This window comes from Actinophytocola sp. (genome assembly GCF_050699915.1).
Taxonomy (GTDB): domain Bacteria; phylum Actinomycetota; class Actinomycetes; order Mycobacteriales; family Pseudonocardiaceae; genus Actinophytocola.
In genome coordinates, this window is the sequence record NZ_JBOHGA010000122.1 from 1 (window position 1) to 18471 (window position 18471).

20 protein-coding genes are annotated in these 18471 nt (G+C 71.7%); 11 read left to right on the forward strand and 9 right to left on the reverse strand.

The window, feature by feature from the left end; all coding sequences use genetic code 11:
• The 3 genes from ACRDSK_RS20700 to ACRDSK_RS20710 form a co-directional block, all read left to right on the forward strand.
• Nucleotides 1-457, forward strand: a 457-nt coding sequence (locus ACRDSK_RS20700; protein WP_431442860.1) for a lactate utilisation protein LutB domain-containing protein, incomplete at its 5' end; no start/stop codon positions are given.
• Nucleotides 450-1070 carry a LutC/YkgG family protein gene (locus ACRDSK_RS20705; protein ID WP_431442861.1) on the forward strand — a complete coding sequence of 207 codons (621 nt, stop codon included), beginning with the start codon at nt 450-452 and terminating at the stop codon, nt 1068-1070. The genes ACRDSK_RS20700 and ACRDSK_RS20705, both read left to right, overlap by 8 nt.
• A 113-nt stretch (nt 1071-1183) precedes the next feature.
• Nucleotides 1184-2158 (forward strand): helix-turn-helix transcriptional regulator, encoded by a 975-nt coding sequence (locus ACRDSK_RS20710; protein ID WP_431442862.1) that lies wholly within the window; start codon nt 1184-1186, stop codon nt 2156-2158.
• 34 nt (nt 2159-2192) lie between these two features.
• Here the strand turns inward: ACRDSK_RS20710 and ACRDSK_RS20715 are convergent, their stop codons facing one another.
• A complete protein-coding gene (locus ACRDSK_RS20715; RefSeq protein ID WP_431442863.1) occupies nt 2193-3404 on the reverse strand; it encodes a hypothetical protein in 1212 nt (403 codons plus the stop codon).
• 271 nt (nt 3405-3675) lie between these two features.
• Here ACRDSK_RS20715 and ACRDSK_RS20720 point away from each other — a divergent pair, with 271 nt between their 5' ends.
• Nucleotides 3676-4971, forward strand: coding sequence for an enolase C-terminal domain-like protein (locus ACRDSK_RS20720; protein WP_431442864.1), 1296 nt, complete (start codon nt 3676-3678; stop codon nt 4969-4971).
• On the forward strand, nt 4968-5717 hold the full coding sequence (locus ACRDSK_RS20725) for an SDR family NAD(P)-dependent oxidoreductase (protein ID WP_431442865.1): 750 nt from the start codon (nt 4968-4970) through the stop codon (nt 5715-5717). Before ACRDSK_RS20720 ends, ACRDSK_RS20725 begins: the two co-directional genes overlap by 4 nt.
• Before the next feature lie 221 nt (nt 5718-5938).
• Here ACRDSK_RS20725 and ACRDSK_RS20730 read toward each other — a convergent pair whose 3' ends face one another.
• Nucleotides 5939-6622 (reverse strand): FadR/GntR family transcriptional regulator, encoded by a 684-nt coding sequence (locus ACRDSK_RS20730; protein ID WP_431442866.1) that lies wholly within the window; start codon nt 6620-6622, stop codon nt 5939-5941.
• A gap of 63 nt (nt 6623-6685) precedes the next feature.
• Between ACRDSK_RS20730 and ACRDSK_RS20735 the strand changes: the two genes are divergently transcribed.
• From ACRDSK_RS20735 to ACRDSK_RS20750, 4 genes are all read left to right on the forward strand, one after another.
• Entirely contained in the window at nt 6686-6994 is a 309-nt protein-coding gene (locus tag ACRDSK_RS20735) for an L-rhamnose mutarotase (RefSeq protein ID WP_431442867.1), read from the forward strand.
• The gene (locus ACRDSK_RS20740; RefSeq protein ID WP_431442868.1) at nt 6991-7944 is read left to right on the forward strand and encodes an aldo/keto reductase; all 954 of its coding nucleotides are present in this window, start codon (nt 6991-6993) and stop codon (nt 7942-7944) included. The genes ACRDSK_RS20735 and ACRDSK_RS20740 overlap by 4 nt, the downstream gene beginning before the upstream one ends.
• Nucleotides 7941-8786, forward strand: a complete 846-nt coding sequence (locus tag ACRDSK_RS20745; RefSeq protein WP_431442869.1) for an amidohydrolase family protein — start codon at nt 7941-7943, stop codon at nt 8784-8786. The genes ACRDSK_RS20740 and ACRDSK_RS20745 overlap by 4 nt, the downstream gene beginning before the upstream one ends.
• A 195-nt stretch (nt 8787-8981) precedes the next feature.
• Complete coding sequence (locus tag ACRDSK_RS20750; RefSeq protein WP_431442870.1) at nt 8982-9839, forward strand: hypothetical protein; 858 nt, start codon at nt 8982-8984, stop codon at nt 9837-9839.
• A 6-nt stretch (nt 9840-9845) separates the two neighbouring features.
• Here ACRDSK_RS20750 and rhaI read toward each other — a convergent pair whose 3' ends face one another.
• The 6 genes from rhaI to ACRDSK_RS20780 are packed head-to-tail and all read right to left on the reverse strand — an operon-like array spanning nt 9846 to nt 15877.
• Nucleotides 9846-11012, reverse strand: a complete 1167-nt coding sequence (gene rhaI / locus ACRDSK_RS20755; RefSeq protein WP_431442871.1) for an L-rhamnose isomerase — start codon at nt 11010-11012, stop codon at nt 9846-9848.
• Nucleotides 11013-11021: 9 nt separating this feature from the next.
• A complete protein-coding gene (locus tag ACRDSK_RS20760; RefSeq protein ID WP_431442872.1) occupies nt 11022-11339 on the reverse strand; it encodes an L-rhamnose mutarotase in 318 nt (105 codons plus the stop codon).
• A gap of 3 nt (nt 11340-11342) precedes the next feature.
• Complete coding sequence (gene rhaS, locus ACRDSK_RS20765; RefSeq protein WP_431442873.1) at nt 11343-12416, reverse strand: rhamnose ABC transporter substrate-binding protein; 1074 nt, start codon at nt 12414-12416, stop codon at nt 11343-11345.
• Nucleotides 12325-13353, reverse strand: a complete 1029-nt coding sequence (locus ACRDSK_RS20770; protein WP_431442874.1) for an ABC transporter permease — start codon at nt 13351-13353, stop codon at nt 12325-12327. Before ACRDSK_RS20770 ends, rhaS begins: the two co-directional genes overlap by 92 nt.
• On the reverse strand, nt 13350-14378 hold the full coding sequence (locus ACRDSK_RS20775; RefSeq protein WP_431442875.1) for an ABC transporter permease: 1029 nt from the start codon (nt 14376-14378) through the stop codon (nt 13350-13352). Before ACRDSK_RS20775 ends, ACRDSK_RS20770 begins: the two co-directional genes overlap by 4 nt.
• Nucleotides 14375-15877 (reverse strand): sugar ABC transporter ATP-binding protein, encoded by a 1503-nt coding sequence (locus ACRDSK_RS20780; protein ID WP_431442876.1) that lies wholly within the window; start codon nt 15875-15877, stop codon nt 14375-14377. Before ACRDSK_RS20780 ends, ACRDSK_RS20775 begins: the two co-directional genes overlap by 4 nt.
• Before the next feature lie 140 nt (nt 15878-16017).
• On the opposite strand from ACRDSK_RS20780, the gene ACRDSK_RS20785 reads away from it, so the two are divergent.
• A complete protein-coding gene (locus ACRDSK_RS20785; RefSeq protein WP_431442877.1) occupies nt 16018-17148 on the forward strand; it encodes a cytochrome P450 in 1131 nt (376 codons plus the stop codon).
• Here the strand turns inward: ACRDSK_RS20785 and ACRDSK_RS20790 are convergent.
• The gene (locus ACRDSK_RS20790) at nt 17145-17645 is read right to left on the reverse strand and encodes a DUF1772 domain-containing protein (RefSeq protein WP_431442878.1); all 501 of its coding nucleotides are present in this window, start codon (nt 17643-17645) and stop codon (nt 17145-17147) included. The two genes, ACRDSK_RS20785 and ACRDSK_RS20790, sit on opposite strands and share 4 nt — an antisense overlap.
• 118 nt (nt 17646-17763) lie before the next feature.
• On the opposite strand from ACRDSK_RS20790, the gene ACRDSK_RS20795 reads away from it, so the two are divergent.
• On the forward strand, nt 17764-18471 hold a 708-nt coding region (locus ACRDSK_RS20795; protein WP_431442879.1), incomplete at its 3' end, for an AMP-binding protein.

Consider the following 18471-nt stretch of genomic DNA (forward strand, 5'->3'; position numbering starts at 1 on the left):
GTACGAGCGGACCGGCGGCCAGGCGTACGGCTCGGTGTATCCGGGGCCGATCGGCGCGATCCTCACCCCGCAGCTGGGCGGCGGGTCCGGCGATGCGGAAACCGACGCGCTGCTGCGCTCGCTGCCCTTTGCGTCCTCGCTGTGCGGTGCGTGCTACGAGGTGTGCCCGGTGCGGATCGACATCCCGGAGGTGCTGGTTCACCTGCGCGGCAAGGCGGTCGAGGCGAAGGGCCCGTACACGCCGGAGGCGGTGGCGATGGCGGCTGCGTCGTGGGTCATGTCCGGGGCCGGCCGGTTCCGCATCGCGCAGCGGCTGCTGTCGTTGCTCCGACTGGTCGCCCGGCGCGGGCGGATCAAGCGGCTGCCGTGGCCGGGGTCGCGCTGGACGGACTCGCGCGACGTGCCGGCGCCGCCCGCGGAGTCGTTCTCGGCGTGGTGGAGTCGGACCCGTGGCTGACTCCCGGGAGGTCGTGCTCGGCCGGATTCGCCAGGCGCTGTCGGACAGGCCGCGACCGCCCGCGGTGCAACGCGACTACGCCCGGACACGCGACGTCGGCGACGTGGTGGAGCTGTTCGCGCGGCGGGTCGCCGACTACCGCGCGGTGGTCCATCGGGTGCGCGAGTCGGCACTGCCGTTGCGCATCGAGGAGTCGTTGCGTGCACGGGATGCACGCGCCATGGTCGCGCCCGCGGACCTGCCGGGCTGGTGGCGGGTGGGGGAGGTGGTGTGGTCGCTGGACGCGCCGGCGCACCCGCTGCCGCGCGCGACGCTGGACCGGTCGGACGGCGTGCTGACCGGCTGCGCGGTGGCGATCGCCGAGACGGGCACGATCGTGCTCGACGCGGGCGAGGCGCAGGGCCGGCGCGCGCTGACCCTGCTGCCGGACTACCACCTGTGCGTGGTCCACGAGTCGCAGCTCGCGGGCACCGTGCCCGAGGCGCTGGCCCGCCTGGACCCGGTGCGCCCGCTGACGTTCATCAGCGGCCCCTCCGCGACGAGCGACATCGAGCTGGACCGCGTGGAGGGCGTGCACGGCCCGCGCAACCTGGAAGTCCTCCTGGTGCGCTGACGCCCGTGACATGCACGGCCCCGTAAGCGAATGGAGATGATCAATCGATTGAGGTCGTCGGTGGCGCCGGTCTAACATGAGCCGGCGTCGGGGCGGGCTTTACGGGTGGGGACATGTCCGTTTCCTACATCTCTGGCAATGTCGGGCTGGCCGAGCTGACCGAGCGCGTCTACCGCGCGATCGTGCAGGACGGGCACCGGGATCCGCGGGCGCTCGGCGACAGCGTCGGGATCGGGCCGGGCGCGCTCTCCGGCGTCATCGAGGAGCTCACCGAGCTCGGGCTGGTGCAGGTCGACGCCGGCGTGCTCGAGCCGCTGCCGCCCCGACTGCCCTTGCAGGCGCTCGCCGACCGGTACGTGCGGGCCGCCGCCGAGGCACGGGAGGCCTCCGAGGCGCTCGCCCAGGTCTGGGCGCGCCAGGCCCCGACGCCGGACTACCTGGAGGTCCTCACCACCACCGACCGCGTCATGGCCGAGACCACACGGCTGCACACCGAGGCCGAGCACGAGGTGCTGGCGCTGTCGATCGGCCCGAGCGGGAACAGCGCGCCGCCGCCGACCCGGCAGGCGGGGGCGGCCGAGGCGCTGCGCCGCGGGGTCGCCTACCGCGTGGTGTACGGCGCGCAGATCCTTCGCCGGGACGAGGTGATGGCGCTGGTGCGGGAGTCGGTCGAGGCAGGCGAGTCCGCGCGGGTCTTCCCCGACGTGCCGTGCAACCTCTCGATCGCGGACGGCAGGCGCGCGATCCTCGTCGCCCCGATGCCCGGGCCCGAGCGGCTGCACGGGCTGATGTTCTTCGACGGCGGCTTCCTGGACTCGCTGATCGGGATGGTCGAGACGTACTGGACGCTCGGCGTGCCGATCACGGCCGGCCGCCGCGCGGTCGGGAAGGCCGGGGAGGGGCCGACGAAGGACACCCGGCGGCTGCTGTCACTGCTCGGCGCCGGCCTCACCGACGGCGCGATCGCCCGCGAGCTGTGCGTGAGCGAGCGGACCGTCACCCGGCGGATCATGGCGCTGCAGGAGTCGCTCGCCGCGCGCAGCCGGTTCCAGCTCGGCGTGCAGGCGGCCCGCCGCGGCTGGCTGTGACACCAGCCGCGACGGGCCGTCGAAGGGGTGGAGATCAGGCCGCCGGGCGGTTCTTCGCGTCCGGGCGGACCAGGTTGGGCAGTTTCTTCTCGAACTTCTCGGCCAGCACCAGCGACGGCTGGACCGGGAACGGCGCCGTGGCCTTCGCGGCGAGCTGACGACCGAAGACCGCCGCCCGCAGGCGCTGGTTCGGTGTGCCGTGGTGGCCGGGGCTGTCGAACGAGCAGTCGCCGACCTCGTAGAAGGCCTGCTCGGCACGGTGCAGCTGCACCGCGTTGAACCCGAGCCCACGCTTGTGGGCGACTTGGTAGGTGCCGAACGTGTCAGCCATCAGCTCGGTGCGGCGGGTGGCCTCCGGCCCGGTCAGCGGGCTGTCGAACAGGTTCTGCTCGTACTGGACGTGGTGGGCCATCTCGTGGCCGACCACGGCCTGCGCGCCGGTCGTGCCCAGGCCGAGCACGTCCATCGCCTCGGTCAGGCCCTCGCCGAACACCATCTTGTCCGGAATGCCCTCGAAGATCGGGTCGGTCTCGCCCTCCGCGCTGAACGCGAACGCGTTGAGCGTGAAGATCGGGTTCGCCCCGCCGTCCAGGCCCGGCGTGGAGTTGAGCAGCGCCTGTACCTCGGTCGCGACCTCCGCGGCCTCGGCCTCGGAGACCCCGAACAGGACGCCGATGATGCGGGTGACGCGGGCGTGGTCGGCGAGCATGTCGCTCTGCATGGCCAGCGACTTCACGTCGAACAGGTTGACGTCCCAGAACCGCTGGGCGTTGGTGAAGGCCTTGGTGATCGGACCCTTGTAGCCCGCCGGCAGGCCGTAGTCCGCGGTGTTGCGCGGCGTGCCGAAGAACAGCGCGTCATAGGTCGCATAGTCGAGCACGCCGAGCAGGGCCAGAACGAACAGCGTGTCCGGGGGGACGGGGGCGAGCAGGTCGTCGATGTAGTTGCGGAACGCCGTCGGCCCGCACTCGTACTGCGACGGGTCGATGGCGTCGGCCACCCGCTCGGTGCTGGTCTGCTCGACGTCCAGCTTCGCCCGGAAGGCGGCGAGCCGGTCCTGCCAGTCGCTCGGCAGGTGCGCGGTGATCGCGTCGAGCTGGGCCTGACCCGCGGTGCCGAGCCGGTGTGCCGACAGGCTCAGGGGAGCGGCGAAACCCTCGGCTGCCGGGGTGGCCGGTGCCGCGGTCGCGGCGGTGGCCTGACCCGGCACCAACGCGACGGTGACCGCGGCCACGACCGCGACCACTAAGGGGATTCTCGGTCTCATACAACGTGCCCTTCGTCATGTGGCGTACTCATGCGGACGCCTCGCGCGCCCAGTATTTGCTCCGGCTCGCGGCGCGGACAGCGATCGGCGTGGCCGACCTCCGCCATGGCGGAGATCCGCCACCAGGCACTCGGCGGGCACGCGCACTGATCGGATCAATCTCCGTCAGCTACCTGCAGTGCTCTGGATTCCGTCGTGCTGATCAGATATACATCGGATGTCTGGTCGTTCGTCGAGGTTAGGGGGACGCATGCCGCGCATCGTCGGCCTGGACGTGCTGGACATCCGGTTCCCCACGTCCCGGGAGCTCGACGGCTCGGATGCGATGAACCCGGACCCGGACTACTCGGCCGCCTATGTCGTGCTGCGCACCGACGACGGGCCTTTCGGCTACGGCTTCGCGTTCACGATCGGGCGCGGCAACGACGTGCAGGCAGCCGCGATCCGGGCGCTCGGCAGCATGGTCGTGGGCCGGCCGGTGCCGGACACGGCGGGTGCGCTCGCGGCGTTGTCCCGGGATCTCGTCGGCGACTCGCAGCTGCGCTGGCTCGGGCCGGAGAAGGGCGTGGCGCACATGGCGATCGGCGCGGTGGTCAACGCCGCGTGGGACCTCGCCGCCCGGCGCGCGGACAGTCCACTGTGGAGCTTCCTGGCGGCGATGTCGCCCGAGGAGATCGTCGGGCTGGTGGACTTCCGGTACCTGACCGACGCGCTCACCGAGGCCGAGGCGCTGGCGATCCTGCGGGCCGCCGCGCCCGGGCGGGCTTCGCGTGCCGCGCACCTGCGGGCCGCGGGGTACCGGGCGTACAGCACGAGCGCCGGCTGGCTCGGCTACTCCGACGAGAAGCTGGTGCGGCTGGCGAAGCAGGCGGTCGCGGACGGCTTCGACATGATCAAGCTGAAGGTGGGCGCCGCGATCGACGACGACGTGCGCCGGCTGCGGCTGGTTCGTTCGGCGGTGGGCCCGGAGGTGCGGATCGCCGTGGACGCGAACCAGCGGTGGGACGTCGGCCCGGCGATCGAGTGGATGCGCGCGCTCGCGCCGTACGACCCGTACTGGATCGAGGAGCCGACCTCGCCGGACGACGTGCTGGGCCACCGAGCGATCGCCGAGGCGGTGGCGCCGATCCGGGTGGCGACCGGCGAGCACGTGCAGAACCGGGTGGTGTTCAAGCAGCTGCTGGCCGCCGGGGCGCTGTCGGTGCTGCAGCTGGACGCGGCGCGGGTCGGCGGGGTCAACGAGAACGTGGCGATCCTGTTGCTGGCGGCCAAGTTCGGGGTGCCGGTGTGCCCACACGCGGGCGGGGTCGGGCTGTGCGAGCTGGTGCGGCACCTGGCGATGTTCGACTACGTGGCGGTGTCCGGCACCGACGACGGCCGGGTCATCGAGTGGGTGGACCACCTGCACGAGCACTTCACCGACCCGGCCGTGGTGCGCGGCGGGCGGTACCTCGCGCCGACGCGGCCGGGCTTCTCGGCACGCATCCGTGATGAGAGCCTGGAGCGGTACGCCTTTCCCGACGGTCCGGAGTGGAGGCTCACGTGACGGACTTCGACGACCTGCGTGCCATCGTGACCGGTGGTGCGTCCGGCATCGGCCTGGCCACCGCCGACCTGCTCGCCTCGCGGGGTGCGCGGGTCGCCGTGCTCGACCTGAACCCCGACGTGCCCGCGCCGCTGCACGGGGTGCGCTGCGACGTGTCCGACGACGACTCGGTGACGGCGGCGGTCGCGTCGGCGGTGTCGTCGCTCGGCGGTCTCGACGTGCTGGTGAACAACGCGGGCATCGGCGCGCAGGGCGACGTGACGGCCAACTCCTCCGACGAGTGGCATCGGGTACTGGACGTGAACGTCGTCGGCATGGCGCGCGTGACAAGTGCCGCGCTGCCGGCCCTGCGGGACTCTTTGGTGGCGTCGGTGGTGAACACGTGCTCGATCGCGGCGACGCAGGGGTTGCCGAACCGGGTGCTGTACTCGGCGAGCAAGGGTGCGGTGCTGTCGTTCACCCTGGCGATGGCGACCGACCACCTCGACGACGGGATCCGGGTCAACTGTGTGTGCCCCGGCACGGCGGACACGCCGTGGGTGGGCCGCCTGCTGGCCGCGGCCGCCGACCCGGCCGCGGAGCGCGCGGCGCTGGCCGCCCGCCAGCCGATGGGCCGCCTGGTCACGGCTGCGGAGGTCGCCCAGGCGATCGCCTATCTGGCAAGCCCCCTGTCCTCCTCGACGACCGGTACGGCGTTGCCCGTGGATGGCGGCATGTACGGCCTGCGCCCACGCCCCAAGGCCTGACATGCCACTCGCACCGCCCACTTGTCCACACCCCCGTCCCGCGACTCGGTTTCCGTCAGACCTCGTCCGTAGACTGGAATGCGGGGGGCCCCCGCGAGCCCAGAGCACGATCGCGAGCTGTCCACAGGCGACGCTCGTCGGCCTGGAAGTGTCAGACCCCAGGCGTAGACTGGAAATTGGGGGCCGGAGGCCACCGCCGGCCCCGAACCAGCGCCACGCGGCTAGTCGGCCGACCCGAGCGTGTTGCGCAGCCACTGCTCCACCCCGGCCACGTGCACCGTCGCCCACGAACGAGCCAGCTCGGGCTCTCGAGCGGCGATCGCATCGTAGATGGCGCGGTGCTGTTCCCGCGTCTTCGCCACCGCGCCCTCCTGGGTCAGACCGCGCCAGATGCGGGCCCTCGTCGTGGGGCCGGAGAGGCTGTCGATCAGCGAGCACAGCACCGGGTTGCCCGACCCCACTGCGATCCGGCGATGAAACTCCAGGTCGTTTGCCACCAGCGCCTCGACGGTCGGCGACTCGTCGAGGCCCTCCAGGAGGGCGGCTAGCTCAGCGATGTCCGAATCGGTCATTCGCAGCGCGGCCATCGCGGTCGCGGCCGGCTCCATGATCCGGCGCACCTCGAGGAAGTCCAGCACCGTGTCGTCGCGGTGGAAGTCCACCACGAACGTCATCGCGTCGAGGAGGAGCTTCGGCTCCAGGCTGGTGACGTACGTACCATCACCCTGGCGCACGTCCAGCACCCTGATCAGGCACAACGCCTTGACCGCCTCCCGCAGCGAGCTGCGCGACAGGCCCAGTCGGGACGCGAGGTCCGCCTCCTTCGGCAGCCGGTCGCCGGGCGCCAGCTCGCCGGAGATGATCATGCCCTTGATCTTGTCGATCGCTTCGTCGGTGACCGGCATGGCTCGACCCTTCAGGCAGACCTCGGATGTTTCCCTCGCCAGAGTGCCACGAACGGAGACCCGATGCGGGTAGCTCTGCACACTCGGCTCAGGCCGGGCAAGGAACGCGAGTACGAGCGCGTCCACGCCGTGATCCCCCCGGAGCTGGACATCGCCCTGCGCGAGGCCGGCGTGTCCGCGTGGCGCATCTGGCGCGACGGCCTCGACCTCTTCCACCTCGTCGAGGTCGCCGACTACGCCGGCATGCGCCGGGCCCTGCGCGACCACCCCGCCAACGTGGCATGGCAGGCCCGCATGGCCGAGCTGCTCGACGTCGAGGACGACTACTCCGGCACCGACACCGGTCTCGACCTCGTCTGGGAGCTGCCGTGAAGCTCGGCCTCGGCTGCGCTCAGCTGGGCAACCTCTACCGCGCGATGTCCGACGACACCGCTCGGGCGATCGTCGACACCGCCTGGGCGCGCGGCATCCGCTACTTCGACACCGCCCCGCACTACGGCCTCGGCCTGTCCGAACGCCGGCTCGGCGCGGCGCTCGCGGGCCGGACGCGGGACGCGTACGTCGTCTCCACCAAGGTCGGCCGGCTGCTCGTCGAACACCCGGGCAGGGAAGGGGAGCGGGACACCGAAGGCTTCGACGTCCCTCGAACACACAAGCGTCGCCGCGACTACAGCCGCGACGGCGTGCTCCGCTCGCTCGAGTCGAGCCTGGCGCGGCTCGGCCTGGACCGCGTCGACATCGCCTTCGTGCACGATCCGGAGGACCACGTCGACGAGGCCCTGACGGGCGCACTGCCCGCGCTCGCCGAGCTGCGTGACCAGGGCGTACTGCGAGGCATCGGGCTCGGCATGAACTTCGACTCGATGCTCGCCGAGTTCGTCCGTCGCGCCGATGTGGACGTCGTGATGATCGCCGGCCGGTACACGCTGCTCGAGCAGCCGGCCCTGGACGAGCTGCTGCCGCTGTGCGAGGAGCGTGGCGTGCGGGTGATGGCGGCCGGCGTGTTCAACTCCGGCATCCTCGCCTCGCGCACGCCCGGCGACACCTACGACTACGCGGCCGCGCCCCCAGAGCTCGTGGCCCGCGCCCGGCGGATCGCGGAGATCTGCGAGCGGCACGGCGTCGAGCTGCCGCGGGCGGCGATCGCGTTGCCGGCCGCGCACCCGGCCGTCGAGAGCGTCGTGCTCGGTGCCAGCTCGCCGGCGCAGGTCGACGTGAACGCCGACCGCGCGGCGGCCGCGGTGCCGGTGGCGCTGTGGGCGGACCTGGTCGCCGAGGGCCTGCTGCGCGCCGACGCGCCGATCCGGCAGGAGGCCTCGTGATCGACTCGCACCACCACCTGTGGGATCCGGCGCGCCGGGAGTACCCCTGGCTGGCCGGCGCCGCCCTGGACCCGATCCGTCGTCCGTACACAGTGGACGACTTGCGCCGGGTGTCCGACGCGGACGCCACGCTGCTCGTGCAGACGGTGTCCACAATGGAGGAGACCGCGGAGTTCCTCGCCACCGCGGCGGCGAGCGACGAGCTGGTCGCGGGCGTCGTCGGCTGGGTCGACCTGACCGCGCCCGACGTCGCCGACCGGCTCGCCGCGCTGCCGCACCGCGAGCTGCTCGTCGGCATCCGCCACCAGGCCGAGAACGAGCCCGACCCGAACTGGCTGCTGCGCGACGATGTCGTGCGCGGCCTGCGGGCGGTGGCCGCCGCCGGCCTCACCTACGACCTGCTCGTGAACCCGGCCCAGTACGCCTCGGCCGCCGACGTCGCCGACCGGCTCCCGGACGCCCGGCTGGTGCTCGACCACGCCGGCAAGCCCCCGATCGCCGCCCGCGAGCTCGACGGCTGGGCCCGTGCGATCACCGAGTTCGCCCGGCGCCCCAACGTGTTCTGCAAGCTGTCCGGACTCGTCACCGAGGCGGACTGGACGTCGTGGCGGGACGAGGACCTCGCCCCGTACGCCGACCACGTGCTCGCGACCTTCGGCCCGGCGCGCGTCATGTTCGGCTCGGACTGGCCGGTCTGCGAGCTCGCCGCGACCTACGACCAGGTGGTCGAGGCCGCGGCGACGCTCACGGCGAACCTCTCGGCGGCCGAGCGGCACGATGTCTGGGAGGGCACCGCTCGCCGGGCCTACCGGATCGCTCAGCAGCCGTCCGCCAGCAGCTGAAGGACGGTCACGACGAACAGCCAGAACCTCACGCGGCGCTTCATGGCATCTCCTCGGATGGGTCAGTTCGGGTACGGTGGCTCGGCCGAGTCGCCTTCGGTTGTAGCAGCGAGAAAGCGGGCGCGCACCATCCGGTCGCGGACCTCCCCGTCAGGACGTTGCCGGCCCAAGTCGCCCTGTGGTGCACTGGATCGCGTGAACTTCAACGAGGAAGTCGACTGGCCCTCGGTGTTCCGGGGATTCATCAAACGGGACAGCCTCGCCGACCCGCGCAACAGGCGGCGGAAGACGTTCACGTCGACGATGCTCTTCGTCGAAGCCGGATTTCGTGAGTTGGACGATCAGGTCACGGGCCGCAGCCCGGTCCGCAAGGACGGGCTCGCCTGGGCAAGGATCACCCGCGAGATCATCGTCCGCCGCGCGCGGCGGCTGCTCGCGGAGCTGCCGCCGGATGCCCGCCGCGGGGTCCGGATCGGCGAGGGCGGCTTCAAGGACCGGTGGCCGGGACTGGGCGGCATGTCGGACTTCTTCATGTGCATGGTCCGCTACGCCTGCACCGATCCCCGGTGGCGGCGGATGCTCGACAGCGGACCGAAACGAGCGCTGGAGGCGTTGCCCGCGGTGCGCCGCGGGGACCTGTCCCTCGCCGAGCTGATCACCCGGATCGCGACCCAGGACCTAAAGCTGTGGGTGCGCCTCGCGCGCTGCTGGCTGTTCCCGTTGTTGCTGACGATGGACAAGAACTGGAAATCCGTCGGGCACGCGGCGTACGGCGAACTGCTCGACAGTTACGCACAGCGCTGGGTGCCCGTTTACGAGAACGGGCTCAGCCAGTTCAAGGTGACGTTGCGCTCGGATTTCGACGCGGTGGAGCTGAGCCACACGGTTTCCGCGCATCTCACCGGGTTCGCGATCAGAATCGCCGGCCGGGGCCGCGACGACGACCTCGAGACGGAGCGGTTCGCCCGGTCCGTACAGGCACTGATCTACGCGGCCATCGACCCGGGCGACGGCCAGAACGTGCCGCGCGCCCTCGATCGCCGCATCGGCTAGACCCAGTCAGGCGCCCCAGCCGGCCGCGCCGCCGCCGGCGCGCTCGTCGCGGATCTTCTCGAAGTAGCCCGACCGCTTGTACGCCGCGATCGGGTCCGGGTCGATGCCCATGTCCTCCCGTAACTCCGCGAGCAGCGGCCGCACATCGGTGGCGAAGGCGTCGGTCAGCACGGCGTTCGCGGACAGCACGTCGCCTTCGGCCTGGTAGGTCCGCAACGCGGCAGCGTCCACGAGCAGCGCCTTGGCGGTCGCCTCCTGCACGTTCAGCACCGAGCGGATCAGGGCGGGGATCTTCGGCTCGATGTTGTGGCACTGGTCGAGCATGAACGCGACGCCCGAGTCCGCGGACAGGCCGCCGCCCAGCACGATCTCCACCATGATCCGGAACAGCTGGTACGGGTCCGCCGCGCCGACCATCAGGTCGTCGTCGGCGTAGAACCGGGAGTTGAAGTGGAACCCGCCCAGCCGCGCGCGCCGCAGCAGGAACGCCACGATGAACTCGATGTTCGTCCCCGGCGCGTGGTGGCCGGTGTCGACGAGCACCCGCGCGGCGGGCCCGAGGTCGACGCAGTGAGCGTACGACGTGCCCCAGTCCGGCACGTCCATCGTGTAGAAGGCCGGCTCGAACAGCTTGTACTCCAACAGCATCCGCTGCCCGTCGCCCAGCCGCGAGTACACCGCGGTCAGCGCCTCGGACAGCCGCTCCTGGCGCGCGGCGATCGAGTCCTGGCCCGGGTAGTTCGTCCCGTCGGCGAACCACAGCGACAGGTCCGCCGATCCGGTGACGTCCATGATGTCGACGCACTCCAGCAGGTGGTCCAGCGCCTTGCGGCGCACCGCCGGGTCGGGGTGGCACACGCTGCCGAGCCGGTAGTCGTCCTCCTGGAACACGTTCGGGTTGATCGCCCCGACGCCGACCCCGCGCTCGCGGGCGTGCCGCGCGAGGTCGCCGTAGTCGGCCACCGCGTCCCACGGAATGTGCAGCGCCACGGTCGGCGCCACCCCGGTGAACCGGTGCACCTGCGCCGCGTCGTCGATCTTCTCGTAGGCGTTGCGCGGCACCCCCTCCTGCGCGAACACCTTGAACCGGGTGCCGGAGTTCCCGTAGGCCCACGACGGCGTCTCGATGTGCTGGACCCGCAACGCCGCCCGCACGCCTGCCATGTCGGTCATGAGCTGCTCCTAGTCGAGATGGAAGATCTCGGCGAGCGGCGCGATGCCCTCGTCGGGCGCGCCGCCCGCCAACTCTTCGAAGAACGGCGCCATCTCGGCCTGCCACCTGGTGTTGACGTCTGTGGCCGCCATGCCGGCGAGCGCCGCGTCAAGGTCGTCGGTCTCGAAGTAGCCGACCAGCAACCCGTCCGGCCGCAGGAACAGCGAGTAGTTCCGCCAGCCGGTCTCGCGCAGCGCCGCCAGCATGTCCGGCCACACGGCCTCATGCCGGCGACGGTACTCCGCCAGCATGGAAGCCTTGACCCGCAACAGGAAGCAGACTCTCATGGGTCAGAAGTCGTAGTCGTCGATGTTGTCCGCGTTGAACGTCGTCGGTGGGCCGAGGATGACCTCTCCGTCCTTGCCGATCGTGCGCTCGCCGAGCTTGCCGGCTTCGAACTTCTCGCCCTCCGCGCCGCTGATCTGGCCGGACGCGAGCGCGGCCGCCGCGTACGCGGCCAGGTAGCCGAGCTCGGCCGGGTCCCACAGCGCGAACTCGGTGACCGTGCCGTCCTCGACGAACTCCCGCATCTGGTTCGGCGTGCCGAGCCCGGTGAGCTTGACCTTGCCCTTGTACGGCGAGGACGACAGGTACCGCGCGGCCGCCGCGATGCCGACCGTGGTGGGGGAGATGATGCCCTTGAGATCCGGGTTGGACCGCAGCAGCGCCTGCGCCTCCTGGAACGACTTCTGGTCGTCGTCGTCGCCGTAGACCACGGGCAGCAGCTCGATCTTCGCGTACTCGGGCTTGCCCAGCTCGTCCTTCATGAACTCGATCCAGGTGTTCTGGTTCGTCGCGTTCGGCGTCGCGGACAGGATCGCGATCTTGCCGGCGCCGCCGATCTGCTCGGAGATCAGCTTGACCTGCGAGCGGCCGATCTCCTCCGAGCTCGCCTGGTTGATGAACACGTCGCGGGCGTCCTTGGCCGCGTCGGAGTCCAGCGTCACCACGGCGATGTCCTGGCTCATCGCGTCCTTGAGCGCCGGGGCGACCGCGTTCGGGTCGTTCGCGGCGATCACGATCGCGTCCTGCTTCTGTTGGATCAGCGTGTTGATGTAGGACACCTGGGAGGACGCCTGCGCGTCGGACGGGCCGACCGCCTTGCCCTTGCCCTTGAGCTCGGCCACCGCGTCGGTGCCGCCCTTGTCCATCACCGTCATGTAGGGGTTGTCGATCTCCTTGGGCAGGAAGGCGATCTCGAGGCCCTCCTCGAGCGGCGCGTCGGGGTTCGCGCTGCGCTCGCTGCCCGCGTCGCCCTCGCCCTCGGCGGCGTCAGACCCCTTGGTGGTCCCGCCGCAGCCGGCGATCATCGTCAGCGTCAGGGCGGCGCTCACCGTCCACAGAAGTCGTTTCGAGCGGAACATCCTTGGTCCTCCTCGGTTTGAACACGACCGGCACTAGCACGGAGAGAATCAGCAGCAGTCCGGTGATGACGTTCTGGATCTCGTTGCTGACGTCGTCGAGGAACAGCACGTTGCGCAGGCCGTCCATGGCGAGCAGGGCCAGCGCCACGCCGGCGACCGTGCCGCGGCCGCCGAAGATCGACACGCCGCCGAGCAGCACCGCGGCGACGGCGACGAGCTCCATGCCGTTGGCGTTGTCGGCGCGGGCGCTGTTGTAGCGCAGGGTGTAGATGAGCGACGCGAGCGCGGCCAGCGCCCCGGAGACCAGGTACAGCGCCATCTTCACCCGGTCGACCCGGATGCCGGAGAACCGCGCGGTCTGCGTGCCCAGCCCGATGGCGTAGAGCGAGCGGCCGACCGGGGTCAGGTGTACCAGTACGGCGATCGCGACGCCGACCACGAGCACGACGATCGCGGCGTAGGGCAGGAACCCGATCGAGTCGGTCGCGAGTGGACGGTAGTTCTCCGGGAAACCGGTGACCGCGCGGTCGCCGAGGATGACGTAGGCGAGCCCGCGGTACAGGCCGAGCGTGCCGATGGTGACCGCGAGCGACGGCAGCCCGAACCGCACGATCAGCACCGCGTTGACCGAGCCGAGCACGATGCCGGCGAGGACGACCAGCGGCACGATCATCTCGAACGACATGCCGACGTCCCACAACGCACCGGTCAGCGCCGAGCAGAAGCCGAGCACCGACGCCACCGACAGGTCGATCTCCCCGGTGATGATGATCGGCACCAGGGCGAGCGCGAGCAGCGCGACCTCGGTGTAGTCCAGCAGCAGGAAGCTCAGGTTCCCCGGCGCGGCGAACCCGTCGATGCTCGTGGTGCCGAATACGAACACCACCACGAACAGCAGCGCGAGCGCACCTTCCCAACGCAGCAACCGGTTCATCATGGCGCGGGCTCCGTTCCACGCCGGCGGCCGCGTTCCTCGCGCAGCCGGGCGGCCAGCCGGACCATCACGGCCCGGTCGAGCGAGATCGCCACGAGCAGCGCGGCGCCGTCCACCGCACGCTGCCAGAACGCCGGCACCCCGAGGATCGGCAGCGCGCTGGTCACCGTCGTGAGCAGCAGCGCGCCCAGGGCCGCACCGACGACCGTGCCGCTGCCGCCGAAGATCGCGACCCCGCCGACGACCACCGCGGCGACCACCGACAGCTCCTCGCCGGTGCCGACCGAGGCGTTGATCGTGCCGAAGTACGCCGCGTGCAGCACGCCGCCGAGCCCGACCAGCGCGCCGGAGATCACGAACGCGCCGAACACCCGCCGGCCGGTGGGAATGCCGGCGAGGCGCGCGGCGTCGGGGTTGGAGCCGATCGCGTACAGCTCGCGGCCCGCCCGGTAGTTGTGCAGGCCGTAGGAGGCGAGCGCGAGCACGGCGAGCGCGATGATCGTCAGGTTCGGCACGCCCAGCACCGCGCCGCTGCCGAACGACAGGAAGTCCGGCGACATCTGGTAGGCGTTGACCTGCTGGGTGTCGCTGGCCGACGCCCACGCGTAGTCCACGCCGCGGAACACGTACAGCGTGCCGAGCGTGACGACCAGGGCCGGCACCTTGGCGATCGCCACGAGCGCGCCGTTGATCGCTCCGCACACCGCGCCCAGCGCGATGCCGGCCAGCACCACCACGATCACCGGCGTGTCCGGGTCGCCGAGGAACATCTGTCCACTGAGGAATGCGGTCAGGCCCATCACCGAGCCGACCGACAGGTCGATGTTGCGCGTGATCACCAGCAGCGTCTGGCCGATCGCCAGCAGCGCGATGATCGAGGCGTTGAGGAACAGGTCGTGCAGGCCCTGCCCGGACAGGAAGCTCGGCCGCGCGATGGTGGCCGCCACCAGGACCACGACGAGTGCGATGACGATGCCGAGCTCGCGCCCCGCGAACACGCTGCGCGTGCTGGTCTTGGTGGCGGTCATGCGGAACCCCCGGTGGCGGCCTGCATGACCGACTCCTCGGTGGCGTCGCCACGGTCGAGCTCGGCGGCGATGCGGCCCTCGTGCATCACGAGCACCCGGTCGGCCATGCCGAGCACCTCGGACAGCTCCGAGGAGATCATCAGCACGGCGATGCCCTCGCGTGCGAGGTCGGCGAGCAGGGCGTGCACCTCGACCTTCGCGCCGACGTCGATGCCGCGGGTCGGTTCGTCGACGATCAGCACGGCGGGCTTCGTGGCGAGCCACTTGCCCAGCACGACCTTCTGCTGGTTGCCGCCCGACAGCGTCGCCACCGGGTCGGTGAGCCGGCGCAGCCGCACACCGAGGCGTCGCGTCCACTCGCCCGCGACCGCGTGCTCCCGCGTCCGGCGCACCAGGCCCCAGCGCGACACCGCGGCCAGCCGGGGGAGTGTGGCGTTGCGCTCGATCGACAGGTCCAGCACCAGCCCCTGCTCGCGGCGGTCCTCCGGGACCATGGCGAGCCCGGCCTCGATCGCCGCGCGCGGGTCGGCGGCCCGCAGCGGCCGGCCGTCCACGGTGACCGTGCCGGCGTCGCGCTCGTCCACGCCGAAGATCGCCCTGGCCACCTCGGACCGGCCGGAGCCGACCAGTCCGGCGAGCCCGACGATCTCGCCGCGCCGCACCTCGAAGGAGACGTCGTGGTACACGCCGGCCCTGCTCAGCCCGCGCACCTCCAGGGCGGCGGCACCGGGCTCGGCCTCGGGTTCGAGGACGCGGTCGGGGAACAGCACCTCGACCGCGCGGCCAACCATGTTGCGCACCAACGCATCCCGGTCCATCTCAGCCATGGGCGCGGTGGTGACCAGCGCGCCGTCGCGCAGCACGGTCACCCGCTGGCACAGCTCCGCCAGCTCCTCGAGCCGGTGGGAGATGAACAGCAGCGCCGCGCCGCCCTCGGCCAGCCGGCGTGCGACGCGGAACAGCCGCGCCGCCTCCACAGTGGACAGCGCGGCGGTCGGCTCGTCCATCACGATGATCCGCGCGTCGGCGGCGAGCGCCTTGGCGATCTCGATGATCTGCTGGTCGGCGATGGACAGCCCGCGGGTGACGCGGTCCGCGTCGATCGGTACGCCGAGCGAGTCGAGCAGCTCGGCGGTCCGGCGGCGCATCGCGGCGCGGTCGATGCGCCGGCCGGACCGCAGCGGCTGCCGGCCCATGAACACGTTCTCCGCGACCGTGAGGTCGGGGAACTGGGTCGGTTCCTGGTGGATCACCGCGATCCCGTGCTGCTGGGCCTCGCGTGGTCCGGCGAGGCGGCGGGGCTCGCCGTCCAGCAGCAGCTCACCCGCGTCGGGCTGGTGCTCGCCGCCGATGATGCGAACCACCGTGGACTTGCCGGCACCGTTCTCGCCCGCGAGCGCGTGCACCTCGCCGGCGTGCAGCTCGAGCGACACGCCGCGCAGGGCCCGCACCGCGTCGAACGACTTGTGCACGTCGCGGAGCTCGAGCAGCGCTGGCACCGGGCTCACCCGCCTCCGGCTGTACTCACGTGTGAAACGTTTCACATCGGCGTCAAGCACGTTAGTGGAGTGGCTCCCAGAGCGTCAAGGGAACTCCGTTGACACGTTTCAGAAACGTTGTGCCGCATAGACTCCTGCCGATGACGTTCCCGATCGGAGCCGAGGTCACGCTCGCCCAGCTGGACACCGACCCGCACCCGGCGCTCGCCCGGCTGCGAGCCACCGAGCCGGTGTCGTGGCTGCCGGTGCTGAACGGCTGGCTGGTCACCCGCCACGATCTGGCGCTGCGGGTGATGCGTGACCCGGAAGCGTTCACAGTGGACGATCCGCGGTTCTCGACGGCCCGGGTGGTCGGCCCGTCGATGCTGTCGACCGACGGCGCGGCGCACGCCCGGCACCGGGACCCGTTCGTGCCGCCGTTCCGCCCGGCGCCGGTGCGGGACCGGTTCGCCGGCTATGTGTCCTCGCTCGCGGCGGAGCTGGTGTCGGGGTTCGCGCCGGCCGGTGCGGTGGAGCTGCGTTCGGCGTACGCGGGTCCGCTCGCGGTCGCGGTGGTCGCCGACGCGCTCGGCCTTGCCGGGGCGGACGCGGCGACCGTGTTGTCGTGGTACGAGGCGATCGTCGAGTCGGTGTCGGCGGTGACCGCGGGCGGGACTCCGACCGGGACCGGGGTCGTCGCGGTCGACGCGTTGCGCGCGGCGGTGTCGCGCACTCTCGCGTCGGGCGACGTGCGCTCGGTGCTGGTGGCCGCGGACGGGCTGACCGAGGACGAGGTGGTGTCGAACGCGGCGGTGCTGATGTTCGGCGGCATCGACACGACCGCCGGCATGATCACGAACCTGGTGCGCCACCTACTCCTGTCCGGCGCCGGGCCGGCGGAGCTGTCCAACGCGATCGAGGAGTCGATGCGCCTGGAGCCGGCCGCTGCGGTGATCGACCGCTACGCGACGCACGACCTGTCGCTGGGCGGAGCGGAGATCGGCGCGGGCGACCTGGTGGTCGTGTCGATCGCGGGCGCCAACCGCGACCCGGCCGTGTTCGCGGACCCGGACCGCTTCGACGTCGCCCGCCCGAACGCGCGGCAGCACCTGGCCTTCGCGCAGGGCCCGCACTTCTGCCTCGGCGCGCGGCTCGCGCGCACGGAGACCGAGCTCTCGGTGCGCGAGCTGTTCGACCGGCTGCCGGCGCTGCGCCTCGACCCGGCGCAGCCGCACGAGCCGCGCGGGCTCGTCTTCCGCAAGCCGCCGGAGCTGCACGTGCGCTGGGACTAGTTGGTCGTTCCCCAGACGAGCAGGGCGACCCCGGACAGCGCGACCGCGACCAGGCTGCCCACCGCGCGCCAGTGGTTCCACTTGAGCCACCGGCCGGAGTAGGCGTTCCAGGTCCGGGTGGCCTCCTCCGGGTCGGTGGGGATGGTGCCGGAGTCGAGCGCGTTGTTGAGCGGGACGTTGACCGTGGCGGTGGGGGCGATGCACGCCAGGGCGTAGACGACCGCCGCCGCGAAGTACAGCAGGCCCGCCGACGTGCTGCCCTCGACCAGGATCAGGATGCCGGCGAGCACCGCGGCGATCGGCGGGCCGACGAACGAGCTGAGGAACAGCGGGTTGAGGATCACGCGGTTGATGCTGGTCATCGACGTGATGGCCTGCTCCGGCCGAACCGCGTTCAGGCCCGGCACGACCGAGTTCGAGAACGCGAAGAACACCCCGGACACGGCCGCGGTGAGCACGAGCGAGAAAACAGCGACGATCGATGCGAGCACGAACACGGCTACCTCCCCTGATCGAGACGTCGGAATTGTGCCCGATCGCCGGGTCGCTGCCCAGCTCTATGCTCGCGAAACGCCCAGGACGTCGTCGTCCCCAACTGGGGGTAAGGAGGCCCGCGTGCTGCTCCCCGAAGTGGTGACCGGCAGCGACCGGACCGCGCTGTGCTTCGCCGACACCGAGCTGACCTACCGCGAGCTCGCCCGGCTTGCCGGTCACCTCGCGGAGCAGCTGCGCGGCCGGCGCCGGGTGGCGGTCTGGGCGACGCCGACCGTCCAGACCTGCGTCGCCACCGTGGGCGCGCTGGTCGCCGGGGTCCCGGTGGTGCCGGTCAACCCGAAGGTCGGGCAGCGGGAGCTGGCGCACATCCTGTCCGACAGCGAGCCGGACGTGGTGCTGTCCGCGCCGAACGTCGAGCTGCCGGACCCGCTGGCCGATCGCCCGCGGCTGCCCGTTCTGCTCACTCCGGCCGACGCGCCGCTGCCGCCGGCCCCCGAGGAGCCGGACCCCGAGACGCCCGCGTTCGTCGTCTACACCTCCGGCACGACCGGCCCGCCGAAGGGCGTCGTGCTGCCCCGACGGGCGGTCGCGACCAACCTCGACGCGCTGGCCCGGGTGTGGGAATGGACCGCGGACGACGTGCTCGTGCACGGGCTGCCGCTGTTCCACGTGCACGGGCTGATCCTCGGCGTCGTCGGCCCGCTGCGCCGCGGCGGCACGCTGCGTCACCTGGGCAGGTTCTCCCCGCAGGCCGCCGGCGCCGAGCTGGCCCGCGGCGCCACGATGCTGTTCGGCGTGCCGACCATGTACCACCGGCTCGCGCTCGAC